This window comes from Candidatus Pantoea formicae (assembly GCF_011752625.1).
Lineage (GTDB): Bacteria > Pseudomonadota > Gammaproteobacteria > Enterobacterales > Enterobacteriaceae > Pantoea > Pantoea formicae.
Genome location: NZ_VWXD01000006.1, coordinates 167,538 through 187,624 on the forward strand (window position 1 = coordinate 167,538; position 20,087 = coordinate 187,624).

At 52.9% G+C, this 20,087-nt stretch carries 21 protein-coding genes, 1 other RNA gene and 1 pseudogene; 14 read left to right on the forward strand and 9 right to left on the reverse strand.

Annotation, left to right across the window (positions count from 1 at the left end; genetic code table 11):
- The first annotated feature begins 29 nt into the window (after window positions 1-29).
- On the forward strand, window positions 30-1,274 hold the full coding sequence (sstT, locus tag F3J38_RS18175; RefSeq protein ID WP_167140778.1) for a serine/threonine transporter SstT: 1,245 nt from the start codon (window positions 30-32) through the stop codon (window positions 1,272-1,274).
- Window positions 1,275-1,360: 86 nt separating this feature from the next.
- Here sstT and F3J38_RS18180 read toward each other — a convergent pair whose 3' ends face one another.
- From F3J38_RS18180 to uxaC, 3 genes are read right to left on the reverse strand one after another with little or no spacing between them, the layout of a single operon-like run.
- Window positions 1,361-2,851 (reverse strand): UxaA family hydrolase, encoded by a 1,491-nt coding sequence (locus F3J38_RS18180; protein ID WP_167140780.1) that lies wholly within the window; start codon window positions 2,849-2,851, stop codon window positions 1,361-1,363.
- A gap of 4 nt (window positions 2,852-2,855) precedes the next feature.
- Entirely contained in the window at window positions 2,856-4,304 is a 1,449-nt protein-coding gene (locus F3J38_RS18185) for a tagaturonate reductase (RefSeq protein WP_167140782.1), read from the reverse strand.
- 2 nt (window positions 4,305-4,306) lie between these two features.
- Entirely contained in the window at window positions 4,307-5,722 is a 1,416-nt protein-coding gene (gene uxaC / locus F3J38_RS18190; protein WP_167140784.1) for a glucuronate isomerase, read from the reverse strand.
- A 399-nt stretch (window positions 5,723-6,121) separates the two neighbouring features.
- On the opposite strand from uxaC, the gene F3J38_RS18195 reads away from it, so the two are divergent.
- From F3J38_RS18195 to F3J38_RS18240, 10 genes are all read left to right on the forward strand, one after another.
- Window positions 6,122-7,423 (forward strand): MFS transporter, encoded by a 1,302-nt coding sequence (locus tag F3J38_RS18195; protein ID WP_167140944.1) that lies wholly within the window; start codon window positions 6,122-6,124, stop codon window positions 7,421-7,423.
- A 90-nt stretch (window positions 7,424-7,513) separates the two neighbouring features.
- Window positions 7,514-8,287: a transcriptional regulator ExuR gene (exuR, locus tag F3J38_RS18200; protein ID WP_167140786.1), complete on the forward strand. Its 774-nt coding sequence runs from the start codon at window positions 7,514-7,516 to the stop codon at window positions 8,285-8,287.
- Between the two features lie 320 nt (window positions 8,288-8,607).
- A complete protein-coding gene (locus F3J38_RS18205; protein ID WP_167140788.1) occupies window positions 8,608-9,285 on the forward strand; it encodes a DedA family protein in 678 nt (225 codons plus the stop codon).
- The gene (mzrA, locus tag F3J38_RS18210; protein ID WP_167140790.1) at window positions 9,282-9,650 is read left to right on the forward strand and encodes an EnvZ/OmpR regulon moderator MzrA; all 369 of its coding nucleotides are present in this window, start codon (window positions 9,282-9,284) and stop codon (window positions 9,648-9,650) included. The genes F3J38_RS18205 and mzrA overlap by 4 nt, the downstream gene beginning before the upstream one ends.
- A 170-nt stretch (window positions 9,651-9,820) precedes the next feature.
- The gene (locus F3J38_RS18215; protein WP_167140792.1) at window positions 9,821-10,195 is read left to right on the forward strand and encodes a DUF1090 domain-containing protein; all 375 of its coding nucleotides are present in this window, start codon (window positions 9,821-9,823) and stop codon (window positions 10,193-10,195) included.
- A 34-nt stretch (window positions 10,196-10,229) separates the two neighbouring features.
- On the forward strand, window positions 10,230-10,535 hold the full coding sequence (locus F3J38_RS18220; protein WP_167140794.1) for an ElaB/YgaM/YqjD family protein: 306 nt from the start codon (window positions 10,230-10,232) through the stop codon (window positions 10,533-10,535).
- A gap of 1 nt (window position 10,536) precedes the next feature.
- Entirely contained in the window at window positions 10,537-10,932 is a 396-nt protein-coding gene (locus F3J38_RS18225) for a phage holin family protein (RefSeq protein ID WP_167140795.1), read from the forward strand.
- The gene (locus F3J38_RS18230) at window positions 10,929-11,213 is read left to right on the forward strand and encodes a YqjK-like family protein (protein WP_084937944.1); all 285 of its coding nucleotides are present in this window, start codon (window positions 10,929-10,931) and stop codon (window positions 11,211-11,213) included. Before F3J38_RS18225 ends, F3J38_RS18230 begins: the two co-directional genes overlap by 4 nt.
- Window positions 11,214-11,420: 207 nt before the next feature.
- A complete protein-coding gene (locus tag F3J38_RS18235) occupies window positions 11,421-11,831 on the forward strand; it encodes a DoxX family protein (protein WP_034829198.1) in 411 nt (136 codons plus the stop codon).
- 80 nt (window positions 11,832-11,911) lie between these two features.
- Entirely contained in the window at window positions 11,912-12,886 is a 975-nt protein-coding gene (locus tag F3J38_RS18240; protein WP_167140796.1) for a glutathione S-transferase family protein, read from the forward strand.
- A gap of 150 nt (window positions 12,887-13,036) precedes the next feature.
- Here F3J38_RS18240 and mdtI read toward each other — a convergent pair whose 3' ends face one another.
- The 6 genes and pseudogenes from mdtI to rsmI all read right to left on the reverse strand — a co-directional run bounded on the left by mdtI (window position 13,037) and on the right by rsmI (window position 16,991).
- Complete coding sequence (gene mdtI / locus F3J38_RS18245) at window positions 13,037-13,366, reverse strand: multidrug/spermidine efflux SMR transporter subunit MdtI (protein ID WP_167140797.1); 330 nt, start codon at window positions 13,364-13,366, stop codon at window positions 13,037-13,039.
- A pseudogene (gene mdtJ, locus F3J38_RS18250) lies at window positions 13,353-13,705 on the reverse strand (multidrug/spermidine efflux SMR transporter subunit MdtJ). The gene mdtI and the pseudogene mdtJ overlap by 14 nt, the downstream one beginning before the upstream one ends.
- Before the next feature lie 514 nt (window positions 13,706-14,219).
- Window positions 14,220-14,648 (reverse strand): hypothetical protein, encoded by a 429-nt coding sequence (locus F3J38_RS18255; protein WP_167140798.1) that lies wholly within the window; start codon window positions 14,646-14,648, stop codon window positions 14,220-14,222.
- Entirely contained in the window at window positions 14,645-15,346 is a 702-nt protein-coding gene (locus tag F3J38_RS18260) for a hypothetical protein (protein WP_167140799.1), read from the reverse strand. The genes F3J38_RS18255 and F3J38_RS18260 overlap by 4 nt, the downstream gene beginning before the upstream one ends.
- A 371-nt stretch (window positions 15,347-15,717) precedes the next feature.
- Window positions 15,718-16,094: RNase P RNA component class A (gene rnpB / locus F3J38_RS18265), an RNA gene on the reverse strand.
- A 33-nt stretch (window positions 16,095-16,127) separates the two neighbouring features.
- The gene (rsmI, locus tag F3J38_RS18270; RefSeq protein WP_167140800.1) at window positions 16,128-16,991 is read right to left on the reverse strand and encodes a 16S rRNA (cytidine(1402)-2'-O)-methyltransferase; all 864 of its coding nucleotides are present in this window, start codon (window positions 16,989-16,991) and stop codon (window positions 16,128-16,130) included.
- Window positions 16,992-17,053: 62 nt separating this feature from the next.
- Here rsmI and F3J38_RS18275 point away from each other — a divergent pair, with 62 nt between their 5' ends.
- Genes F3J38_RS18275 through diaA form a run of 3 tightly spaced genes read left to right on the forward strand, consistent with a single transcriptional unit; the run spans window position 17,054 to window position 20,078 of the window.
- Window positions 17,054-19,123 (forward strand): penicillin-binding protein activator, encoded by a 2,070-nt coding sequence (locus F3J38_RS18275; protein WP_167140801.1) that lies wholly within the window; start codon window positions 17,054-17,056, stop codon window positions 19,121-19,123.
- A complete protein-coding gene (locus F3J38_RS18280) occupies window positions 19,081-19,476 on the forward strand; it encodes a YraN family protein (RefSeq protein WP_167140802.1) in 396 nt (131 codons plus the stop codon). Before F3J38_RS18275 ends, F3J38_RS18280 begins: the two co-directional genes overlap by 43 nt.
- Before the next feature lie 14 nt (window positions 19,477-19,490).
- Entirely contained in the window at window positions 19,491-20,078 is a 588-nt protein-coding gene (diaA, locus tag F3J38_RS18285; protein ID WP_007890352.1) for a DnaA initiator-associating protein DiaA, read from the forward strand.
- Window positions 20,079-20,087 lie beyond the last annotated feature (9 nt).

The following is a 20,087-nucleotide window of genomic DNA, read 5'->3' on the forward strand; positions in this document are numbered from 1 at the left end:
CACTCATACCGCTATAAAAAGACCGAACTATGCTAAATAACTTTATTGGACGTCTGGGCGCGCTGTTCGCAGGAAGCCTGGTAAAACAAATCATGATTGGCCTGATTGCCGGCGTCGCGCTGGCGTGGTTCTCACGTGATGCAGCGTTAGCCGTTGGCCTGCTAGGTGAACTGTTCGTACGCGCGCTGAAAGCGGTGGCACCGCTGCTGGTTCTGGTATTGGTGATCTCATCCATTGCGAACCATCAGCAGGGACAGAAAACCAATATCCGTCCGATCATCATGCTGTATCTGCTCAGCACCTTCTTTGCGGCCGTGGTCGCGGTGACCTTAAGCCACATCTTCCCGCAAACCCTCTCGATGAAAGTCGGCGCGACCGAAATTTCACCGCCGTCTGGCATTACCGAAGTGCTGCATGGTTTGTTGATGAGCATGGTGGCTAACCCGATTGAAGCGTTACTCAACGCCAACTACATCGGCATTCTGGTATGGGCCATCGGCCTCGGCCTGGCCTTCCGCCATGCTAGTCCGAGCAGCAAGGCGTTTCTCACCGACGCTTCGCATGCGGCGACATGGGTAGTACGCTGCGTGATTCGCTGTGCGCCGCTGGGAATTTTTGGTCTGGTGGCCTCGATTCTGGCCTCAACCGGCTTTGGCGCCCTTGAGGAGTATGCGACGCTGCTGGCGCTGCTGTTGGGATGCATGGCCATCATGGCGTTGGTTGTGAATCCGATTCTGGTGTTCCAAAAGATTCGCCGTAACCCTTATCCGCTGGTGTTTACCTGCATCCGTGAGAGTGGCGTCACCGCCTTCTTTACCCGCAGTTCCGCGGCAAACATTCCAGTTAACATGGCGATCGCCAAACGCCTGAATCTTGATGAAGATACTTATTCTGTCTCTATTCCGCTGGGCGCGACTATCAGCATGGCGGGCGCGTCTACCACCATCACGATACTGACGCTGGCAGCGGTGCATACGCTGGGCATTTCTGTCGATGTGCCGACGGCGATTCTGCTAAGTTTCGTGGCCTCCATCTGTGCCTGCGGTGCCTCGGGTGTGGCAGGCGGTTCGCTGCTTTTGATTCCGGTCGCCTGTAACATGTTTGGCATTCCGAATGACCTCGCGATGCAGGTAGTGGCCATCGGCTTTATTATCAGCGTATTGCAGGATTCAGCCGAAACGGCGTTGAATTCGTCGACCGATATTCTGTTTACGGCAGCAGTGTGCCAGGCAGAAGCCGAGCGCGAACTGCGTACGGTGTCTGAAGCAGAATAGATTGGTATTGCCAGGGCGGCATCAATGCCGCCCCTCCGTCTATTTCGCACGGTTTTTGTCAGGTGCGCGTTGAGCGCACCTGATATTTACAGCGTGACGCCACTCTTAAATATCGCTAATTCGCGGAAATCATTGGCTTCGTTGCGCGCGGGCTGTCCATTGGCAATCGCCACGATCATATCGACGAAGTCGGCCAACATCTCTGGCATGCTCATGCCATCAATCAAACGCCCGGCATTAAAATCAATCCAATGCGGTTTCTTTTCTGCCAACGGCGTATTGGTCGCGATTTTTACTGTGGGAACAAATCCGCCGTAGGGTGTACCGCGCCCGGTGGTGAATAACACCATATGGCAACCCGCACCCGCCAGCGCGCTGGTGGCTACCGCATCATTGCCTGGCGCACTCAACAGATTCAGACCTGGCGTCACCAGGCGCTCGCCATATTTCAGCACATCCACGACCTGACTCTGCCCGGCTTTCTGCGTACAACCGAGGGATTTCTCCTCCAGCGTGGTAATGCCGCCGGCTTTATTGCCCGGAGACGGGTTTTCATAAATCGGCTGTTTATGATCGATAAAGTAGCGCTTAAAATCGTTAATCATCGCGACGGTTTTATCGAATGTCGCTTCATCACGGCAGCGGCTCATCAAAATTCGCTCAGCACCAAACATTTCCGGTACTTCGGTCAATACCGTGGTGCCGCCGTTGGCAATCATTTGATCGGAGAAACAGCCCAGCATCGGATTCGCAGTGATACCTGAGAAACCGTCAGAACCGCCGCACTCCAGCCCAAATTTCAGTTCGCTCAGTTTGCCCGGCTGGCGCTGATCCTGGCGCATAGCCTCATACAGCGTGTGCAGCCGCGCTAAACCGGCTTCCACTTCGTCGTCCTGCTTCTGGCACTCCATAAACTGCAAGCGATCGCTATCAAAGCCACCGAGGGTTTCGCGAAATACATCCACCTGATTGTTCTCACAACCGAGGCCAATCACCAACACTGCGCCAGCATTAGGATGGCGCACCATGTTTTGCAGCATGGTGCGGGTATTTTCGTGGTCTTGCCCCAATTGCGAACAGCCAAACGGATGACTGAACAGATGCACACCATCAATCCCTTCCGCGTCCTTGGTCTCTTTTAGAAAACGCGACAGAATTTGCCGGGCGATACCATTGACGCAGCCCACCGTCGGCAGAATCCACAGCTCATTTCGAATCCCCACTTCGCCACTGGCGCGTCGGTATATCTGTACTTCGCGGTCACCGGCCTGCGGTGGAATATCGAGGAATTCCGGCTGATAATCGTATTCATCGACATCACTCAGATTGGTGCGCGCGTTACTGGAATGGATGATTTCACCGATGGAAATCGGCTGCGTCGCGTGAGCAATCGGCAAACCGTATTTGATCACCAGCGCATCGATTGCCAGCGGCGTGAGTGCGAACTTGTGGCCGCGTCCCACCTCTTGCTGCAACGTAATGACCTGGCCAGCAACTTCAATCTTCGCTTCGGCAGGTAAATCGCGCAGCGCCACCGCCACGTTGTCGCGTGAATGTATTCTTATCGCATCTTGCATAGCGTTATCTCAGTTGTAGCAACGCCGTCCGCATCCCGTGGACGATGATGTTTTGCAGGTGTTGGCTGATTGCGGGCGCTAATCCAGGCCGCTGAGTCAGATCTTCGCCCCAGTGGTGGCTGTTGCGCAGTACCGCCTGCACCAGCTGTTCCGGGGTCATTTTGTTTTGATTTACTGCAGGCCATAGCTCTGCAAACTGCTGTAACCAGTACTCGTCATCCTGTAATGACCACTGCTTGTCGCCCTGCTCACCGCGATAAAACGCCAGCAGCGCCGCAAAAGCGAAGGTCAGGCGCGGCGGCCATTGACCCGTTTGTTGCTGTGCGAGCAACAACTGCGGGAGTATACGAGTACGGAATTTGGTCATGCCATTCAGCGCAATGGAGAGCAACGCATGGCGGATAAACGGATTACGGAAGCGGCGCTGCACGGCGTCAGCAAAGGCATGCAGTTCATCGGAAGGCAGATCCAGCGTCGGTATAACCTCATCACGCAGCAGCGCATCAACGTAGCCAGCAATGGCAGCGTCATCCATCGCTTCTCCCACGCTTTCCACTCCAGACAGGAAAGCCACGGGCACCATGGCCGTATGCGCACCGTTGAGTATTGCCACTTTCTGCGCTTTGTACGGCGAGATGTCATCAACAAACTTCACTTCTGGAGCCAGCTGATCCAGCTTCAACTCTCGCGCCAATGCATCCGGCCCCTGAATCACAAACTGGTAATAGACCTCGCCTGCCACTAGGTAGCGATCTTCATAACCCAGCTGTGCCGCGATCGACTCACCATCGGCTGGATAGCCAGTGACGATGCGATCCACCAGGGTGTTATAGAATGCACAGTGATCCAGTACCCAGCGGGCAAACTCCGGTGGGAGCATCCAGTGTTTGATATAGCGCAGCACCAACTCGCGCAGCGCATCGCCGTTATGATCGATAAGCTCACAGGGAACAATCAGCCAGCCCTTGTCGGCGGCACCGGCAAAGTGGGTGAAACGCGTCCACAGCAGCTGTGTCAACTTGCCTGGGAATGAGGAAGCGGGCGCATCCTCCAGCCGATCCTGCTCGGCAAAGGCAATGCCCGCTTCGGTGGTGTTAGAAAACACAAAACGCATTTGCGGGGCACGGGCCAGCGCAAGAAAATCGTCAAACTGCTGATAGGGCTGGATCTCGCGATTGAGGCTACGGATCAGGCGAGTTTCACTCACCTGCTCACCCTGCTGGTTCAGGCCTCGAATCAGCGTGGTGTACAAACCGTCCTGCTGATTCAGTGAGTCTTCCACCACGCGATTGCGCGGCCGCACCACCACCACGCCCGCATCAATGCCATGATGCTGATTGAGCCAGTCGAGTTGCCAGTCAATGAAGGCGCGCAGGAAGTTGCCCTCCCCAAACTGGATAACGCGATCGCTGTAATGCGCGCCGGGAAAATCGTGACGGTTTAGCCGCTGCATGATTAGGCTCCCAACTCAATGCCAAAGTAATCACGCGCATTGTTGAAGCTGATGTTTTGTACCATCTGCCCCAGTAACGCTTCATCCGCCGGTGCTTCCCCGCGAGCCACCCAGTTGCCAATCATCTGACACAGCAGACGACGGAAATATTCATGGCGCGTGTATGAGAGGAAGCTGCGGCTGTCAGTCAGCATGCCAACAAAGCGGCTCAGCAAACCAATTTGTGCCAGTTGCGTCATCTGGCGCTGCATGCCGTCTAGCTGATCGTTAAACCACCATGCCGAACCAAACTGCATCTTGCCCGGCTCACCTTCACCCTGGAAATTGCCCGCCATGGTGGCAAGCACTTCGTTATCACGCGGGTTGACGCAGTAAAGAATGGTTTTAGGCAGGGCGTTGTTACGATTCTGCGCATCCAGTAAGCGAGCCAACGGGATCGCCAGGGGGGCATCGTTGATGGAGTCAAAACCGACATCCGGTCCAAGAATATCGAACTGGCGGCGATTCGCATTGCGCAGCGCGCCAATATGATACTGCTGTGCCCAGCCACGGCGTGCATATTCGCTACCCAGCCACACCAGCACTGCCGTTTTAAACTGTGCCACCTCTTCTTGCGTCGGTGTAGCCCCTTGCAGACGGCGCGCCAGAATGCCATCCAGCGTGCTTTCGTCGGCTTCGGCAAACAGCACCACGTCCAGCGCATGGTCAGAGATTTTGCAGCCGTGTGCCGCAAAGTGGTCGAGCCGTTGACTTAAGCCACGCAGCAGATCATCAAAGCGTTGCACGTTGATGTCGGTGACCTGCTCCAGACGCTGAATCCACGGCAGGAAAGTATCCAGTTCAATATTAAATGCCTTGTCAGGACGCCAGCTCGGCAACACTTTGACGTTAAAGCTGGCATCTTCAGACAGCGTGCGGTGGTGTTGCAGATCGTCCAGTGGATCGTCTGTGGTACCGACCATTTTGACTTTCATCTGCTGCATGATGCCGCGTGCGTGAAAAGCGTCCTGTGCCAGCAGTTCGTTGCACTGCTGCCAGATGCGGTCGGCGCTTTGCTCATTCAGCAGCACATCGGTGATACCAAAAGGACGGCGCAGCTCAAGATGCGTCCAGTGGTAGAGCGGATTGCCGATAGTGTGCGGCACGGTGCGCGCCCAAGCGTTAAATTTATCCTGATCGCTGGCGTCCCCGGTACAGAGTGCCTCTGGCACGCCATCCGCGCGCATCGCACGCCATTTGTAGTGATCGCCTTTCAGCCAGATGTCATAGAGGTTGGTGAATCGGTAATTTTCGGCAATCTGCTGCGGCGGCAGGTGGCAGTGATAGTCGAAAATCGGCTGGTCTTTGGCGTAGTCATGGTACAGACGACGGGCGAACTCGCTATCGAGTAGAAAATCCTCACTCATAAAACGCGACATACCTGCTTCCTCATGTTTGGTGCCCTTAGGCTTCTGACTTAAAGTTATCATACCAATTTTCGCAATCGACAAAATTGTTTGCGATACATCTCACAATAATGACAGTTTCACTGTGGGTATATGGACAAAAATGTCAGGCATAATGCACTAAATTGCTGTTATGAAGGCTTTTGTGGCGAACACACACAGCATGCAGGGTTTTTGTGATGGCATTCAACTTTTGAAGTTGTATAACAAGTTAACCTCTCGCCTCGTTGTTGCCGAACTGAATGGCACAGGTAAGGAAAACAAGGCGGCTCGATAAAGCGCCTGCGGGCGTGAAGCCAGGTGCTTCATGGCGGTCCCGATCCAGATAACTACAGCGGCATCGCCGCAACGACAGACTGGTAGAGGTTAATGATGCGTAAGATTAAAGGGCTACGCTGGTACATGATTGGGCTGGTGACGCTGGGCACTGTGCTCGGCTACCTGACGCGCAATACCATTGCAGTTGCCGCACCGACGCTGGAAACCCAGCTGGGTATTACCACACAGCAGTACTCGTATATCGTCGCCGCCTATTCGGCGTGCTACACCGTCATGCAACCTGTGGCCGGTTATGTGCTGGATTTGCTGGGCACCAAGATCGGCTACGCGGTATTTGCCGTACTCTGGGCGATCTTTTGTGCTGCCACCGCTATGGCAGGGAGTTGGGGAGGCTTTGCACTGGCGCGCGGTGCTGTTGGCGCGGCAGAGGCGGCGATGATTCCTGCCGGGCTGAAAGCCAGCAGCGAATGGTTCCCAGCCAAAGAGCGCTCAGTGGCAGTGGGTTACTTCAACGTGGGATCGTCGATTGGTGCGATGCTGGCACCACCACTGGTGGTATGGGCGATTCTGGCACACAGCTGGCAGCTGGCCTTTATTATCACTGGCGTGCTCAGTATGGCTTGGGCGCTCTGCTGGTTAGTGTTTTACAAACATCCAAAACAACAAACCAAATTGAGTGAAGAGGAGCGCCACTACATTATTTCCGGCCAAGAGGTGCAACATCAGACCGGGAATAACAGCAAAATGTCAGCGCGCCAGATCCTGCGCAACCGCCAGTTCTGGGGGATTGCGCTGCCGCGTTTCCTCGCTGAACCGGCATGGGGCACCTTTAATGCGTGGATCCCGCTGTTTATGTTCAAGGTCTACGGCTTCAACCTGAAAGAGATTGCCATGTTCGCTTGGATGCCGATGCTGTTTGCCGATCTCGGCTGCATTGTCGGGGGCTATTTGCCGCCGCTGTTCCAACGCTGGTTTGGCGTGAATCTGATCGTCTCACGCAAACTGGTGGTGACCATGGGAGCGATACTGATGATTGCGCCGGGCACCATTGGCCTGTTTACCAGTCCGTATGTCGCCATTGGCTTGTTATGTGTCGGTGGCTTTGCTCACCAGGCGCTTTCCGGCGCACTGATTACGCTCTCTTCCGACGTATTCGGGCGTAATGAAGTCGCTACGGCGAACGGCTTGACTGGCATGGCCGCCTGGACCGCAAGTACCCTGTTCGCGCTGGTCGTGGGTGCACTCGCCGATACCCTTGGCTTTAGCCCTCTGTTTGCCGCACTGGCGGTGTTTGATCTGCTCGGCGCTTGCGTCATCTGGACCGTTCTGAAGAACCAACCGGTCTCTGAACTGGACGATCACAACCTTGCTCAACCGGCGACAGCACGCAGTTAATCTCTTCGGGCTGACGCACGTCAGCCCATTTCCTCCGTTCTGCCAAAGTGGTATAACAACTCTACCTTTACCACTACAGCGAACCGCGCAATGGATCTGAACGAATCCCGTCGTCTTTACCAACAACTTGCCAGTGAACTTAAGCGACGTATTGAAGCGGATGAATATCGCGTCGGCGATAAGTTACCCGCTGAACGCCTGATTGCTGAAGAGATGGAAGTCAGCCGCACGGTCGTCCGTGAAGCGATCATTATGCTCGAAGTGGAAGGTTACGTTGAGGTCCGTAAAGGTTCAGGCATTCACGTGATTAGTAATCAACAGCAGAATCGTGAAACCACCCCGAGCCAGCTGGAGTTCGCCAGTTTTGGGCCGTTTGAACTGTTGCAGGCGCGCCAGTTGATTGAGAGCAATGTCGCTGAATTTGCCGCCACGCAGGTCACCCGTCAGGACATCATGGCGTTGATGGCGATTCAGGAAAAAGCGCGCCAAGAAGATTATTCCCGTGATTCCGAATGGGACATGCATTTCCACGTGCGCATTGCACAATCAACACAAAACAGTGCGTTAGCCGCGATTGTCGAAAAGATGTGGTTACACCGCCTGCACAATCCTTACTGGCTGAAGTTGCACGAGCATATTGATGAGCGCAACCTCACCAGCTGGTGCGACGATCACGACCAGATTCTGAAAGCACTTATGCGCAAAGATCCCGCCGCCAGCAAGCTGGCAATGTGGCAGCACCTGGAAAATACTAAACAGATGCTGTTTAACGCCACCGCCGATGATTTTGAATTCAATGTCGACCGTTACATGTTTGCGGAAAATCCCGTCATCCTGCCGGAAGGTAGTGACAATTCACATTGATTCTGCTGAATTTCCAGGCGAATAAGTCAGTTAATCTGCAATAGTGTCAGCTCATGTAAAGCTCCTTTTGACCATCTGCGTCAAAAGGTAAAACTCCTGTGCGGCGGCCACTTTACACTGTCTGACTACCGTGATTTTTGTTACAGTTATCGCCCTTTTCTTACCCTTTGCGACAGGGCTTTAAAAAGTCGCTGATTTAACAATCAATTCTGGAAGGATCCGGAAACCCGCTCAGGCTGCATACCTAAAATGTATAACCTAACCAGCCTGCGCCTCAGCCCCTCACGGGCACGATTAACAATGATGTTCAGGAATGATTGATGGATATTTTGAAAGCATTGCTGCATGCCTTGTGGCAGCAGGATTATGAAATGCTCTCCGACCCGACGCTGGTGTGGGCCATATACGGTTTGCTGTTCCTGATCCTGTTTTTGGAGAATGGCCTGTTGCCCGCGGCTTTTCTGCCGGGTGATAGCCTGTTGATTCTTGTAGGTGTGCTGATCGCCAAAGGCACCATGGGCTTCCCCCTCACATTACTGGTCCTCACCACTGGCGCCAGTCTCGGCTGCTGGGTCAGTTATATTCAAGGACGATGGTTGGGTAATACGCCCACCGTGCAAAAATGGCTCTCGCATTTGCCTGCACAATACCACCAACGCGCCCATAGCTTGTTCCATCGGCACGGTTTGTCTGCCCTGCTGATTGGCCGCTTCATTGCCTTTGTGCGCACCCTCCTGCCAACCATTGCTGGGCTTTCTGGTCTGAGTAATGCTCGTTTTCAGTTCTTCAACTGGATGAGTGGCTTCCTGTGGGTGTTGATTCTCACCGTGCTCGGCTTTGCACTGGGGAAAACCCCAATTTTCCGCCGCTATGAAGATGAACTGATGTTCTGTCTGATGCTGCTGCCGCTGGTGCTGCTGGTGATCGGATTGGTGGGTTCTCTGGTGGTGTTGTGGCGTAAACGTCAGGCATCTCGTAATGGGAATTCACAGTCATGATTGCGCTTCGTGGATTCCCCAGGCGTTTCCTGCCCTGGGCGGTAGCGGGTGCCTTGGCGCTGCTGGCCGTGATTATTGTCCCTTCGTTGATGCAGCACGATACGGTCGTCAAAATTCGTGTTGCTCATAGCGGCACCAATCTGCCTGATGGTTTTTACCTCTATCAGCAACTATCGGCACAGGGCGTGCGTATCAAAAGTATTACACCTTCGGGTGATGCGCTGGTCATTCATTTCGAAAACGAAGAGCAGAGCCTGGCCGCGCAGAAAGTGCTGCGTCGCCTGCTGCCACAAGGTTTTGTGGTGGCAAGCGGACCGCAAGCTTCACAGCAAGTCCCCGACGCCAATCGTCCAACTTATAGCTGATTTTACCCGTCTGGCGATAAGCCAGACGGTAGATCAATCCTCGCTATCCCCGCGTCTTCTTTGAATTTTTTCGTCTGCTGTCTATGCTTAAAGTAGCGCGCTAAGACAAGCTGGGATGCCTCTCCTGCCCGGTTTGTGGCAGGTCATTAACAATGGAAGGTCAAAACCTGATGAAACATCAATTACTACTGGGTGCTATTCTTTTCTCTCTTTCGGGTTCACTGCTGGCAGCCGAGTCACTTTGCCAGCAAAAAGAGCATGATATTCAGCGCGAAATCGACATGGCTAAACAGCATGATAATCAGCGCCGGGTCACTGGGCTGGAGCGTGCGCTGACCGAAGTCCGCGCTAACTGCACTGACGAGAGATTGAAATCCGCCCATAGTGAACGTATCGCAGCACAGAAGCAGAAAATTGCAGAACGTGAGCGTGAACTTCAGGAAGAGCGCAAGGATGGCGATGACAAAGAGAAAATTGAGAAGCGCGAACGTAAGCTGGAAGAGGCCCAGCACGAGCTGAAGAAGCTCGAAGCTGAGCCTTACTAATCGGACTTAAATAAATGATGTAATGGAGAACTTCATGTCAAAAGACACCACATCTGAACATCTGCGTGCGGAATTGAAAAACCTTGCTGACACCCTGGAAGAAGTGCTGAGCAGCTCAACGGATAAATCCAAGACTGAGCTGGACAAACTGCGCAGTAAAGCGCGTGGTGCTATCGAAAGTTCACGCGAGCGTCTGGGTGACTCAGGCGAGCGTATCGCACAGTCCACGCGTGAAGCGGCGGAGAAAGCTGACGAATACGTGCGCGACAACCCGTGGCACGGCGTGGGCATCGGTGCAGCTGTCGGTGTACTGATTGGCATCCTGATCTCACGTCGTTGATATGAGCGATAGTCAGAGCCAAGGCCCAGGCAAAGGGGTCTTCAACATTGGTCAGCGCGTAGTGACCACGCTGGTAGGCATGGTAGAAACGCGTGTCCGCCTGGCAATCGCCGAGCTGGAAGAGGAAAAAGCCAATCTGATTCAGATGCTGATGATGGTTGGGCTGACCATGCTGTTTACCGCTTTCGGTTTAATGAGTCTGATGGTGCTGATCATCTGGGCGGTGGATGCGCAATATCGGTTGATGGCGATTGCCATTACGACCGGCGTCCTGTTTGCGCTGGCGCTGATTTTCGGCTTGTGGACACTGCACAAGTCACGCCAATCCACATTGCTCCGTCATACACGTAAAGAGCTGGAAACCGATCGCAAACTGCTGGAGGAGCACCGCTCATGAGCCGCCGTGAACGTGAAGCGCGTATTCACGAACTGCTGAACCACGTGCAACAACAACGGTTGGACCTCAGTGCCGCCCGCCGCGACTGGTTGGACAGCACCGCACAGTATGATCGAGGTTGGTTAACGCTCATCAGTATGCGTCGCTATCTGGCTATTGGCAGCAGTGCGCTGGCTATATGGTCCATTCGCAGCCCTAACCGTATTTTACGTTGGGCAAAACGCGGTTTTGGCCTGTGGAGCACCTGGCGCATGATCAAATCCACGCTCGAACCACGCTAATTCCTTCATTTAAAACCGGATCGATAAGGTCCGGTTTTCTCTCCATCAGAATTCCTGAATAACATTGACAGTTTATCTCGCTTACAACTGTTCCATCCTGCGACTATCATCTCTTTCCATCAGCCCAGCGAATTAAATCATTCGATTCGCCGGGATTAAAACCTTGCAGGCCAACAACCTGCTACATAATTCTTGTTGGAGTAAATGATGAAAAAATTCGAAGACTCAGGTCTGCTGCTGGCACGTGTACTGATGACTATTCTGTTCATTACTGCAGGTTGGGGCAAAATCACCGGTTACGCGGGTACCGCACAATACATGCAGGCGATGGGCGTCCCTGGCTTCCTGCTGCCACTGGTCATTTTGCTGGAGTTTGGCGGCGGTCTGGCAATTCTGTTTGGTTTCCTGACTCGCTTCACTGCACTGTTCACCGCTGGCTTCACCCTGCTGACCGCGTTCCTGTTCCACAGCAACTTTGCTGAAGGCGTTAACCAGCTGATGTTCATGAAAAACCTGTCCATCGCCGGTGGTTTCCTGGTGCTGGGTCTGGTAGGTCCAGGTGCTTATAGCATTGACCGTCTGATTCGTGCTCGTTTCGCACCAGCAGCCGCACGCTAAGCACACAAGCGTTGCCAGAACACATATACTGATTTGCAGGGGCGGGGATTTTCCTCGCCCTTTTTCTTTATGGAGGGCTTATGGGACAGCTGATTGACGGTGTCTGGCATGACACCTGGTACGATACGAAGTCAACCGGTGGCCGCTTCAAACGTACAGAAGCAGTCTGGCGTAACTGGGTAACGGCGGATGGCAGTGCTGGCCCAACCGGCAATGCCGGATTTGCCGCCGAGCGCGACCGCTATCACTTATATGTTTCTCTTGCTTGCCCATGGGCGCACCGCACACTGTTAATGCGGCAGCTTAAAGGGCTGGAGGAGATGATTTCCGTCTCCGTGGTACATCCCTTGATGCTGGAAAACGGCTGGACCTTTGACGATGATTTCCCAGATGCAACAGGGGACTCACTCTATCAGAACGAATTCCTTTACCAACTTTACCTGCACGCCGACCCGCAATACACAGGCCGCGTGACCGTTCCGGTGCTATGGGATAAAACCCAGCACACCATCGTCAGTAATGAATCGGCTGACATCATCCGTATGCTCAACACGGCCTTTGATGCGCAGGGTGCCCGCGCCGGAGATTATTATCCGCCAGAGTTACGCGACAAGATCGATGAGCTGAACGGCTGGATTTACGACACGGTGAATAATGGCGTGTACAAGAGCGGGTTTGCTACTTCGCAGGCGGCTTATGATGAATCAGTCACGGCTTTGTTCCACTCGCTGGCGCGCCTTGAGCAAATTCTTGGCCAGCATCGCTATCTGACTGGCGATAGCCTCACTGAAGCGGATTTGCGTTTGTGGACCACATTAGTTCGCTTCGATCCGGTATATGTGACCCACTTTAAGTGCGATCGCCACCGCATCAGTGATTACCGCAATTTGAGTGGCTTCCTGCGCGACATTTACCAGATGCCGGGCATTGCCGATACCGTCAATCTGCCGCATATTCGCCATCACTATTATTGCAGCCACAAAACTATCAACCCGAGCGGCGTGATTTCGCTGGGCCCGGCGTTTGACTGGGATGAGCCACACGGCCGCGGTTGAGTTTGGTGCGGATCGTTGTGCTCAACACACTCTTTTCCTAAAGGAGTGCGTTGAGCACGGTTTTACAGGTTAACTGCGAGGCGTAAAAACGCCGACTGATCATTCCTGTTACGCGCAAGCAGGTGAGCAACCGTGCCACTGCACCCACTTTTAAGCGAACTTGATTAGCAGCATCCCAGCAATCAGCAACCCAACGCCTAGCCAGCCGATGCGATTCAACCGTTGACCAAACAGCACCCAGCCGGCAGCAACCGTGGCCACCAAGCCAAACCCACCCCACAACGCATAAGCTACCGAGAGGTCGATCCCTTTTACCGCTTGAGACAAGGCACTGAATGCCCCCAGCACCGCGACCAGCGAGATCACACCATATAGCACGCGACGAAAACCATCGGAGTATTTGAGAAAGATATTCGCGACGATCTCCAGCCCAATCGCCAGCGCCAGCCAGGCCACATGCACAAGATTAAACGAGCTCATGCTGTTGCTCCTTACGTGTCAGCGTACCGGATTTGATCAGCGCGATCCCCGCCACCAGCGTGATTAAGCCCGCCACTTTCATCAGCGATAGGGTTTCATCAAACAACGTCACGCTAAACAGGGTAATAACAGGATGCCAATGCCTTCCCACATGGCGTAAGCGACACCCAAGGCAATGCGTTTTACAGCAAAAGATAAGAAAATATAAGAAAGTGCGATCATCACCAGCATAAAAATAAAACCCGCACTGTCATCATTGACGCTAGCCCATTTCATTGACAGCGTACCGGTTATTTCAGCCACGATGGCCAATGCTAATAAAAGCCAATACCACATGATTTCTCTCCCTAATGAGAAATAGCGTTTCGCCACGCAAAAAATTGCGCGTGAGAAAATTTAGATAAAATATTTTGCTAAGGAGAGAATGGAACTAAAGCGCAAAGCGCCAGTGCTGGTCGAAGATCAGGCAGTTGGATTGAGTATGCAGAGAAGAAGGGGATGCCATCATTGGGGCGAACATTTTGTCCATAATTTTACAACTTATCCACGTTGTTGCTTTTCCTCAGTGTGGATGAAAAATTGTCCTCAGTAGTTATACACGCGCCTATTCTGGCATAAGACCGAAATTTTTAGATGGGATTTTCATTTCTTTACGCTACAGGTGATTCAAACTATGCATAGAGTGATGCTGAGACCTAACATAAATGAAAATTTCTTATCTATAAGCCCTCTAAAATACTTTGAATAAATACTGAGATCATCTTTGCAGGAGGGATGCTAATTATCAGATTAGTAACGTTAATTCTCTAAAAAATCCCATTAAGTAGCCTTATAGCATTAGTTGACATCGTCATTATTTTACCTTATCAACCATCGAGACAATAACTGTTATCGGATCTTCCTCGATACCTACTGATACATTTATGTTGGGTTCATTGCCGGTCCAACAAACTCCTCGATAATCACAAACACCACCTTTTTTAAATCCATTCCTTTCTAAATAGATATCTATTTTACTGGTGTCACTTGTGCCGATAAATCTTATCTGGTGAATCAGTGCGGGGTTGGGCCCAGACTCATTGTTGTAAGTGAATCTAAAATCCTTAGTAATTCGCGGTATATTTTTAAGTAATTCTGGCGTATAAAAATCGTAGTCTCGCCTATCCTTTTCTGAATATTCAGCGCCTTCTGCGAATACCATCTTAAGGTAGTGCAAACCATAGGTCATACCAATAGCTAAAATCGCAAAAGTGATGAGCACAGGCTTTATTGCATTTTTCATAACCGTGACACTCCCTTGCCAAAGTGAATAAATCCACGATTAGAGTCGATGATACCAACATCTCCCGATCTCCAATTTTTATAGGGAGAGACAGCTTTCATAAAATTCGGCAACTCCCCTAAGTAAGGTCTTGTGTTTGGAAAAAAGGATGGGTCAGGAAAAAGTAGCGGTCGGAATGTTTCATTTTTCCAAGAACCTACTTTTCCGTAATGATCCCACCGCTTTAGGGCATCCGCTTTACTTATCGGTTTCAAGTAGCTAAATATATTATTCATGCAAGACATAACCCGGTAATAACCTAACAGGTCAGAAACAAGGTCTTCACAACTAAATCCGCTGTCAGTCACCCAGTTGTAGGGGAAAGAACCTTGAAGATCTTCAAACCTGCGAGCCAGTGTCATCATCATCGTAAGAGCAATACTTTGCTTTTGCTGATATGACAAACCTTTTTTGATGCGCCATGTGATTGATTTCCCGACCGTGAAACGCTGTCCAAGACCGACCATTGACTGTTTATAAGTCACATCATAAGTTGACCCGCTTCTAGACTCGCCTTGGAGCAACTGCGACCACAACATTCTAATGTCTGTGCCCTGCGCATGACCAAGATCCACCCAGCCTAGGACTTCTGTATATATAAGCCCGTGCCTGGCTGTTTCAGCTGCTGCAGCATCAAGTATATCCGTTCGTTTGCTCATCCCTGACATCCTTACTTTTAATTAATCAATTTTCCATTTGTAGACTCAAACGCCCAGAAAAGTAGCCCATTGAGTTTGAACATAAAGGTTTTCACTGTTTATCAACAGTCAATGCTTTGAGCTAAAAGTAAGCTCTTAATATGGGTTTTTTAGGTATGAAAATCTCCAAGAAATTTCTTGTTTTTTCTCATGAGCTAAAAAATGTGACGTAAAGGATTCGAATTAAATTTCGGGATATATTCTTAGAATAGTGCGCAACAACAACATAATTTAGCAATCAATTGCGAAGAGTTATGAAGTGGACCATTATTCATCTCACCACTGTGAGCCAGATAGCAAAAACCCCGCCGGAGCGGGGTTTTCACCTGAAAAGTCGAAACTGACCGGTAAGCCGGGTTCTGTCTTGGACAGTCATTCATCTAGGCCAGCAATCGCTCACTGGCTCAAGCAGCCTACCCGGGTTCAGTACGGGCCGTACCTTGTGAACCCCTATTTGGCCTTGCTCCGGGTGGAGTTTACCGTGCCACGAACTGTTGCCAGTCGCGCGGTGCGCTCTTACCGCACCCTTTCACCCTTACCTGATCCCATTACTGGGCCATCGGCGGTTTGCTCTCTGTTGCACTGGTCGTAGGCTTGCGCCCCCCAGGCGTTACCTGGCACCCTGCCCTATGGAGCCCGGACTTTCCTCCCCTCTGCCCGTCTCCCCCGAAAGGGACGACGACAAAGCGGCGACTGTCTGGTCAGCTTCGGCGCGGGATAATAGGCGATCCGCCCGCGTTTGTCACGCCTCTTGCTGCTCTAGCGCGTACTTATACAGTGCGTTCTTCTTAACGCCATGAATTTCCGCTGTAAGCGCTGCGGCTTTTTTCAACGGCAACTCCGCTTGTAGCAATGCCAGCGTACGCAGTGCTTCAGCCGGTAGAGCCTCTTCATCGGCTTTATGACCTTCAACGATCAGCACCATCTCGCCTTTGCGACGGTTTTCATCTTCCAGCACCCATGCCAGCAGCTCACCCACCGGCGCGCCCTGGATGGTTTCCCAGGTTTTGGTAATCTCGCGCGCCAGCACCACATAACGATCGGCCCCCCACACGCTCACCATATCCTGCAGGCTATCAATCAAACGGTGGGTGGATTCATAAAAAATGAGGGTACGAGGTTCATTCTCAAGGGAGCGCAGCACATCGCAACGGCCTTTACTTTTGGCGGGCAGAAATCCTTCGTAACAGAAACGATCTGACGGTAACCCCGCCGCGCTTAATGCTGTAATCGCCGCGCAGGCACCCGGCAACGGAACCACGCGCACACCTGCTTCACGGCAGCGACGCACCAGATGATAGCCGGGATCGTTAATGAGAGGCGTGCCCGCATCCGAGACCAAGGCAATGCTCTGGCCCTCTTGCAGCTTGGCTAACAGCACCTCTGCTTTCTGTTGCTCGTTGTGGTCGTGAAGTGCGAACAGTCGCGCATTGATGGCGAAATGTTGTAGCAACAGCCCGGTATGACGTGTATCTTCCGCTGCGACCAGATCGACGCTCGCGAGCACCGTCAACGCACGTTGTGTGATATCACCCAGGTTACCGATCGGGGTAGGAACGATATAGAGCGTACTGGCAGAAATCTCTGCCCGATCGAGTTGTTTCATTGTTTCATCCGAATTGCCGATTTAATATTGAGCATCTAGAAAAAAACATCACTGGATACAGTATGCTTCCTTCAAAAGTCGTACGTCATAAAGCAGGACGCTTTGTACCTGTTCTTCTCGCTGGACTGATTTTAGCCGCATGTAGCGGTCAGGGGCCGCAGCAAACCTCTAACGTCAATATTCAGGGCCCTGCAACAGGCCGATCTGACTATTATCTGCAGCAGGTGCAGCAAAGCAGCGATGATAGCAAGACCGACTGGCAATTACTTGCCATCCGTGCCCTGTTGAAGGAAGGAAAGTATCCGCAGGCAAACGATCAGATATCGCAACTGCCGCAACAGCTCTCCGCTGTGCAGCAGCAGGAGCTGCTGTTACTGCGTGCGCAAATGCAGATTGGTCAACAAGATTTCGGTGGTGCTCAGCAGACGCTGGGGCAGGAAAAAACCGATGGCCTCTCTGAAGATCAGCAAGTGCGCTACTACGCACTGCAAATCGCCGCAGCACAGAATCGCCCTTCTCTGGCCCTGCTGCGCGCCTATATTGCTCAGGAACCGCTGCTGAAAGGCGCCGACCACCAGAGCAATATTGACGCCACCTGGCAAGCACTGACGCAGATGACACAAGACCAGTTGAACGCGCTGGTGATCAATGCCGATGAAAATACTCTGCAGGGCTGGCTGGATCTGTTGAACACCTGGCACACCAATAGCCAGGACCCGCAAATGCTGAAAGCCGCGATCAAAGACTGGCAAACGCGCTATCCGCAGAACCCAGGCGCGAAGTCGCTGCCTACTCAGCTCAGCCAGGTACAAAACTTCACGAAAGCTTCGACCAGCACCATCGCGCTGCTGCTGCCAGTGAATGGACAAGCACAGGTTTTTGCCAATGCGATTCAAAAAGGCTTTAACGATGCCAAAAATGGCGTGTTAAATGCCCCAGCAGCGCAGCCCGCCCCTGCTGCAACCGATGCCAATGCCCAGCCGTCAACACCTCAGACTGGCGCCGCCAATGCTCAGCAACCTACAGAGGCCAACGCCGCCGCTAACACGGTTGTCAGCCCGGCCATGGCGGGCAATATGCCGCCGCAGACCGAACAGTCTCAGCCCGCCGCACAACCGGCAACAGCTGCCGCTCAGCCAGACAGCAATGCGCAGGTCAAAGTGTATGACACTAGCAGCCAGCCGATTGCGCAGGTGATGCAGCAAGCCCAGCAAGATGGCGCCACTATCGTGGTCGGCCCACTGCTGAAAAACGACGTTGAATCGGTGGTTAACAGCCAGACGCCACTCAACGTATTGGCGCTGAATGAGCCAGAACAGGTCCAGAACCATCCGAATATTTGTTATTTTGCGCTTTCTCCTGAAGACGAAGCGCGCGATGCCGCGCACCATATCTACGAGCAAGGCAAACGCCAGCCACTACTGCTGGTGCCGCGCAGCAGCTATGGCGATCGCGTCAGTAAAGCGTTCGCGCAGGAATGGCAACAGCTGGGCGGTTCCACCGTACTGCAACAACGTTTCGGTGGCGTTTCCGAGCTGAAGCAAGGTATCAATAGCGGTGCAGGTATCGCGCTGAGTGGTACACCGCTAACCGTTGAACAGCCGCAATCCGCGGGTGTAGCCATTGCGGGCCTGACCATTCCGGCGCCACAAACCAGCACACCAGCGCCAGCGGCGGATGCCAGCAGCGGTGGCAGTGTGGATGCGGTGTATATCGTGGCCAGCCAGGATGAACTGCAGCTGATTAAGCCGATGATTGCGATGCGTACCAGCAGCCGCAATAACATCGCACTGTACGCCAGCTCACGCAGTGCGCAGGCGGGTGCCGGCCCTGATTTCCGTCTGGAAATGGAGGGTCTGCAGTTCAGCGACATTCCGCTGCTCTCCGGGAGTAATCCTGGCCTGATGCAGCAGGCGGCGAAGTCGTTTAACAACGATTATTCGCTGGTTCGTCTTTATGCGATGGGCATTGATGCCTGGACGCTGGCGAATCACTTTAACCAGATGCGCCAAGTGCCGGGTTTTGCCATTGATGGCAATACTGGCAAACTGAGCGCCGACACGGATTGCGTGATCAACAGGAAGTTGGCATGGAACCAGTATCGCCAGGGACAAATCGTTCCGGTGCAGTAAATCGCCAGCGCATTGGCGCTGAGCAAGAGCAGCAGGCGCGCCGCTATCTGGAGCGCGCCGGGCTGCAGTGGGTTGCCAGTAATGTGCGTTGTCGCAGTGGGGAAATTGACCTGATCATGCGCGATGCGGATTACTGGGTGTTTGTCGAAGTGCGCTATCGGCGTGATGCGCGATATGGCGGTGCGGCTGCCAGCGTGACGCGCCAGAAACAACAAAAGCTGCTGCGAACGGCCGCATTGTGGTTGCTGGCTCGCGGTGGCAGTTTTGATACGGTGAATTGCCGTTTTGACATCATCGCCATTACCGGGCGCGATCTGGAATGGCTGCCCGATGCCTTTAATGCCGATGGATAGAACCAGGTGGTCTTGTGCAGGACAGAATTAAAGCGTGTTTTACCGAAAGTATTCAGACTCAAATCGCTGCTGCGGAGGCGCTACCCGATGCCATTTCCCGCGCGGCTATGACGCTGGTGCAGTCGCTGCTGAACGGTAACAAAATCCTGAGCTGCGGGAATGGTGCTTCCTCGGCCAATGCCCAGCATTTTGCCGCCAGTATGATTAATCGTTTTGAGACCGAACGCCCCAGTTTGCCTGCGCTGGCTTTGAGTGCCGATAACGTGATGCTGACGGCGATCGGTAACGATCGTCTGCATGATGAAATTTATGCCAAGCAGGTTCGTGCGCTTGGTCAGGCCGGCGATGTTCTGCTGGCCATTTCAACCCGTGGCAACACCCGCGATATTGTTAAAGCGGTTGAAGCTGCGGTTACCCGCGATATGACCATCGTCGCGCTGACCGGCCATGATGGCGGTGAGCTGGCGGGCCTGCTGGGTCCGCACGATGTGGAAATTCGCATTCCGTCACATCGCAGTGCACGCATTCAGGAAATGCATATGCTGACGCTGAATTGTCTGTGTGATTTGATTGATAACACTTTGTTCCCACACCAGGAATGACTGAAGGAG

Excerpts from the sequence above, each read along its gene's own strand:
- rsmI (WP_167140800.1), bottom strand. The coding sequence starts at position 16,991 with ATGAAACAACTCGATCGGGCAGAGATTTCTGCCAGTACGCTCTATATC.
- mzrA (WP_167140790.1), top strand. The coding sequence starts at position 9,282 with ATGATTGCGCTTCGTGGATTCCCCAGGCGTTTCCTGCCCTGGGCGGTA.
- F3J38_RS18180 (WP_167140780.1), bottom strand. The coding sequence starts at position 2,851 with ATGCAAGATGCGATAAGAATACATTCACGCGACAACGTGGCGGTGGCG.
- uxaC (WP_167140784.1), bottom strand. The coding sequence starts at position 5,722 with ATGTCGCGTTTTATGAGTGAGGATTTTCTACTCGATAGCGAGTTCGCC.
- F3J38_RS18275 (WP_167140801.1), top strand. The coding sequence starts at position 17,054 with ATGCTTCCTTCAAAAGTCGTACGTCATAAAGCAGGACGCTTTGTACCT.
- F3J38_RS18215 (WP_167140792.1), top strand. The coding sequence starts at position 9,821 with ATGAAACATCAATTACTACTGGGTGCTATTCTTTTCTCTCTTTCGGGT.
- F3J38_RS18220 (WP_167140794.1), top strand. The coding sequence starts at position 10,230 with ATGTCAAAAGACACCACATCTGAACATCTGCGTGCGGAATTGAAAAAC.
- F3J38_RS18255 (WP_167140798.1), bottom strand. The coding sequence starts at position 14,648 with ATGAAAAATGCAATAAAGCCTGTGCTCATCACTTTTGCGATTTTAGCT.
- F3J38_RS18205 (WP_167140788.1), top strand. The coding sequence starts at position 8,608 with ATGGATATTTTGAAAGCATTGCTGCATGCCTTGTGGCAGCAGGATTAT.
- F3J38_RS18280 (WP_167140802.1), top strand. The coding sequence starts at position 19,081 with ATGGAACCAGTATCGCCAGGGACAAATCGTTCCGGTGCAGTAAATCGC.
- F3J38_RS18240 (WP_167140796.1), top strand. The coding sequence starts at position 11,912 with ATGGGACAGCTGATTGACGGTGTCTGGCATGACACCTGGTACGATACG.
- sstT (WP_167140778.1), top strand. The coding sequence starts at position 30 with ATGCTAAATAACTTTATTGGACGTCTGGGCGCGCTGTTCGCAGGAAGC.
- F3J38_RS18185 (WP_167140782.1), bottom strand. The coding sequence starts at position 4,304 with ATGCAGCGGCTAAACCGTCACGATTTTCCCGGCGCGCATTACAGCGAT.
- mdtI (WP_167140797.1), bottom strand. The coding sequence starts at position 13,366 with ATGAGCTCGTTTAATCTTGTGCATGTGGCCTGGCTGGCGCTGGCGATT.
- F3J38_RS18195 (WP_167140944.1), top strand. The coding sequence starts at position 6,122 with ATGCGTAAGATTAAAGGGCTACGCTGGTACATGATTGGGCTGGTGACG.
- F3J38_RS18225 (WP_167140795.1), top strand. The coding sequence starts at position 10,537 with ATGAGCGATAGTCAGAGCCAAGGCCCAGGCAAAGGGGTCTTCAACATT.
- F3J38_RS18260 (WP_167140799.1), bottom strand. The coding sequence starts at position 15,346 with ATGAGCAAACGAACGGATATACTTGATGCTGCAGCAGCTGAAACAGCC.
- F3J38_RS18235 (WP_034829198.1), top strand. The coding sequence starts at position 11,421 with ATGAAAAAATTCGAAGACTCAGGTCTGCTGCTGGCACGTGTACTGATG.
- exuR (WP_167140786.1), top strand. The coding sequence starts at position 7,514 with ATGGATCTGAACGAATCCCGTCGTCTTTACCAACAACTTGCCAGTGAA.
- F3J38_RS18230 (WP_084937944.1), top strand. The coding sequence starts at position 10,929 with ATGAGCCGCCGTGAACGTGAAGCGCGTATTCACGAACTGCTGAACCAC.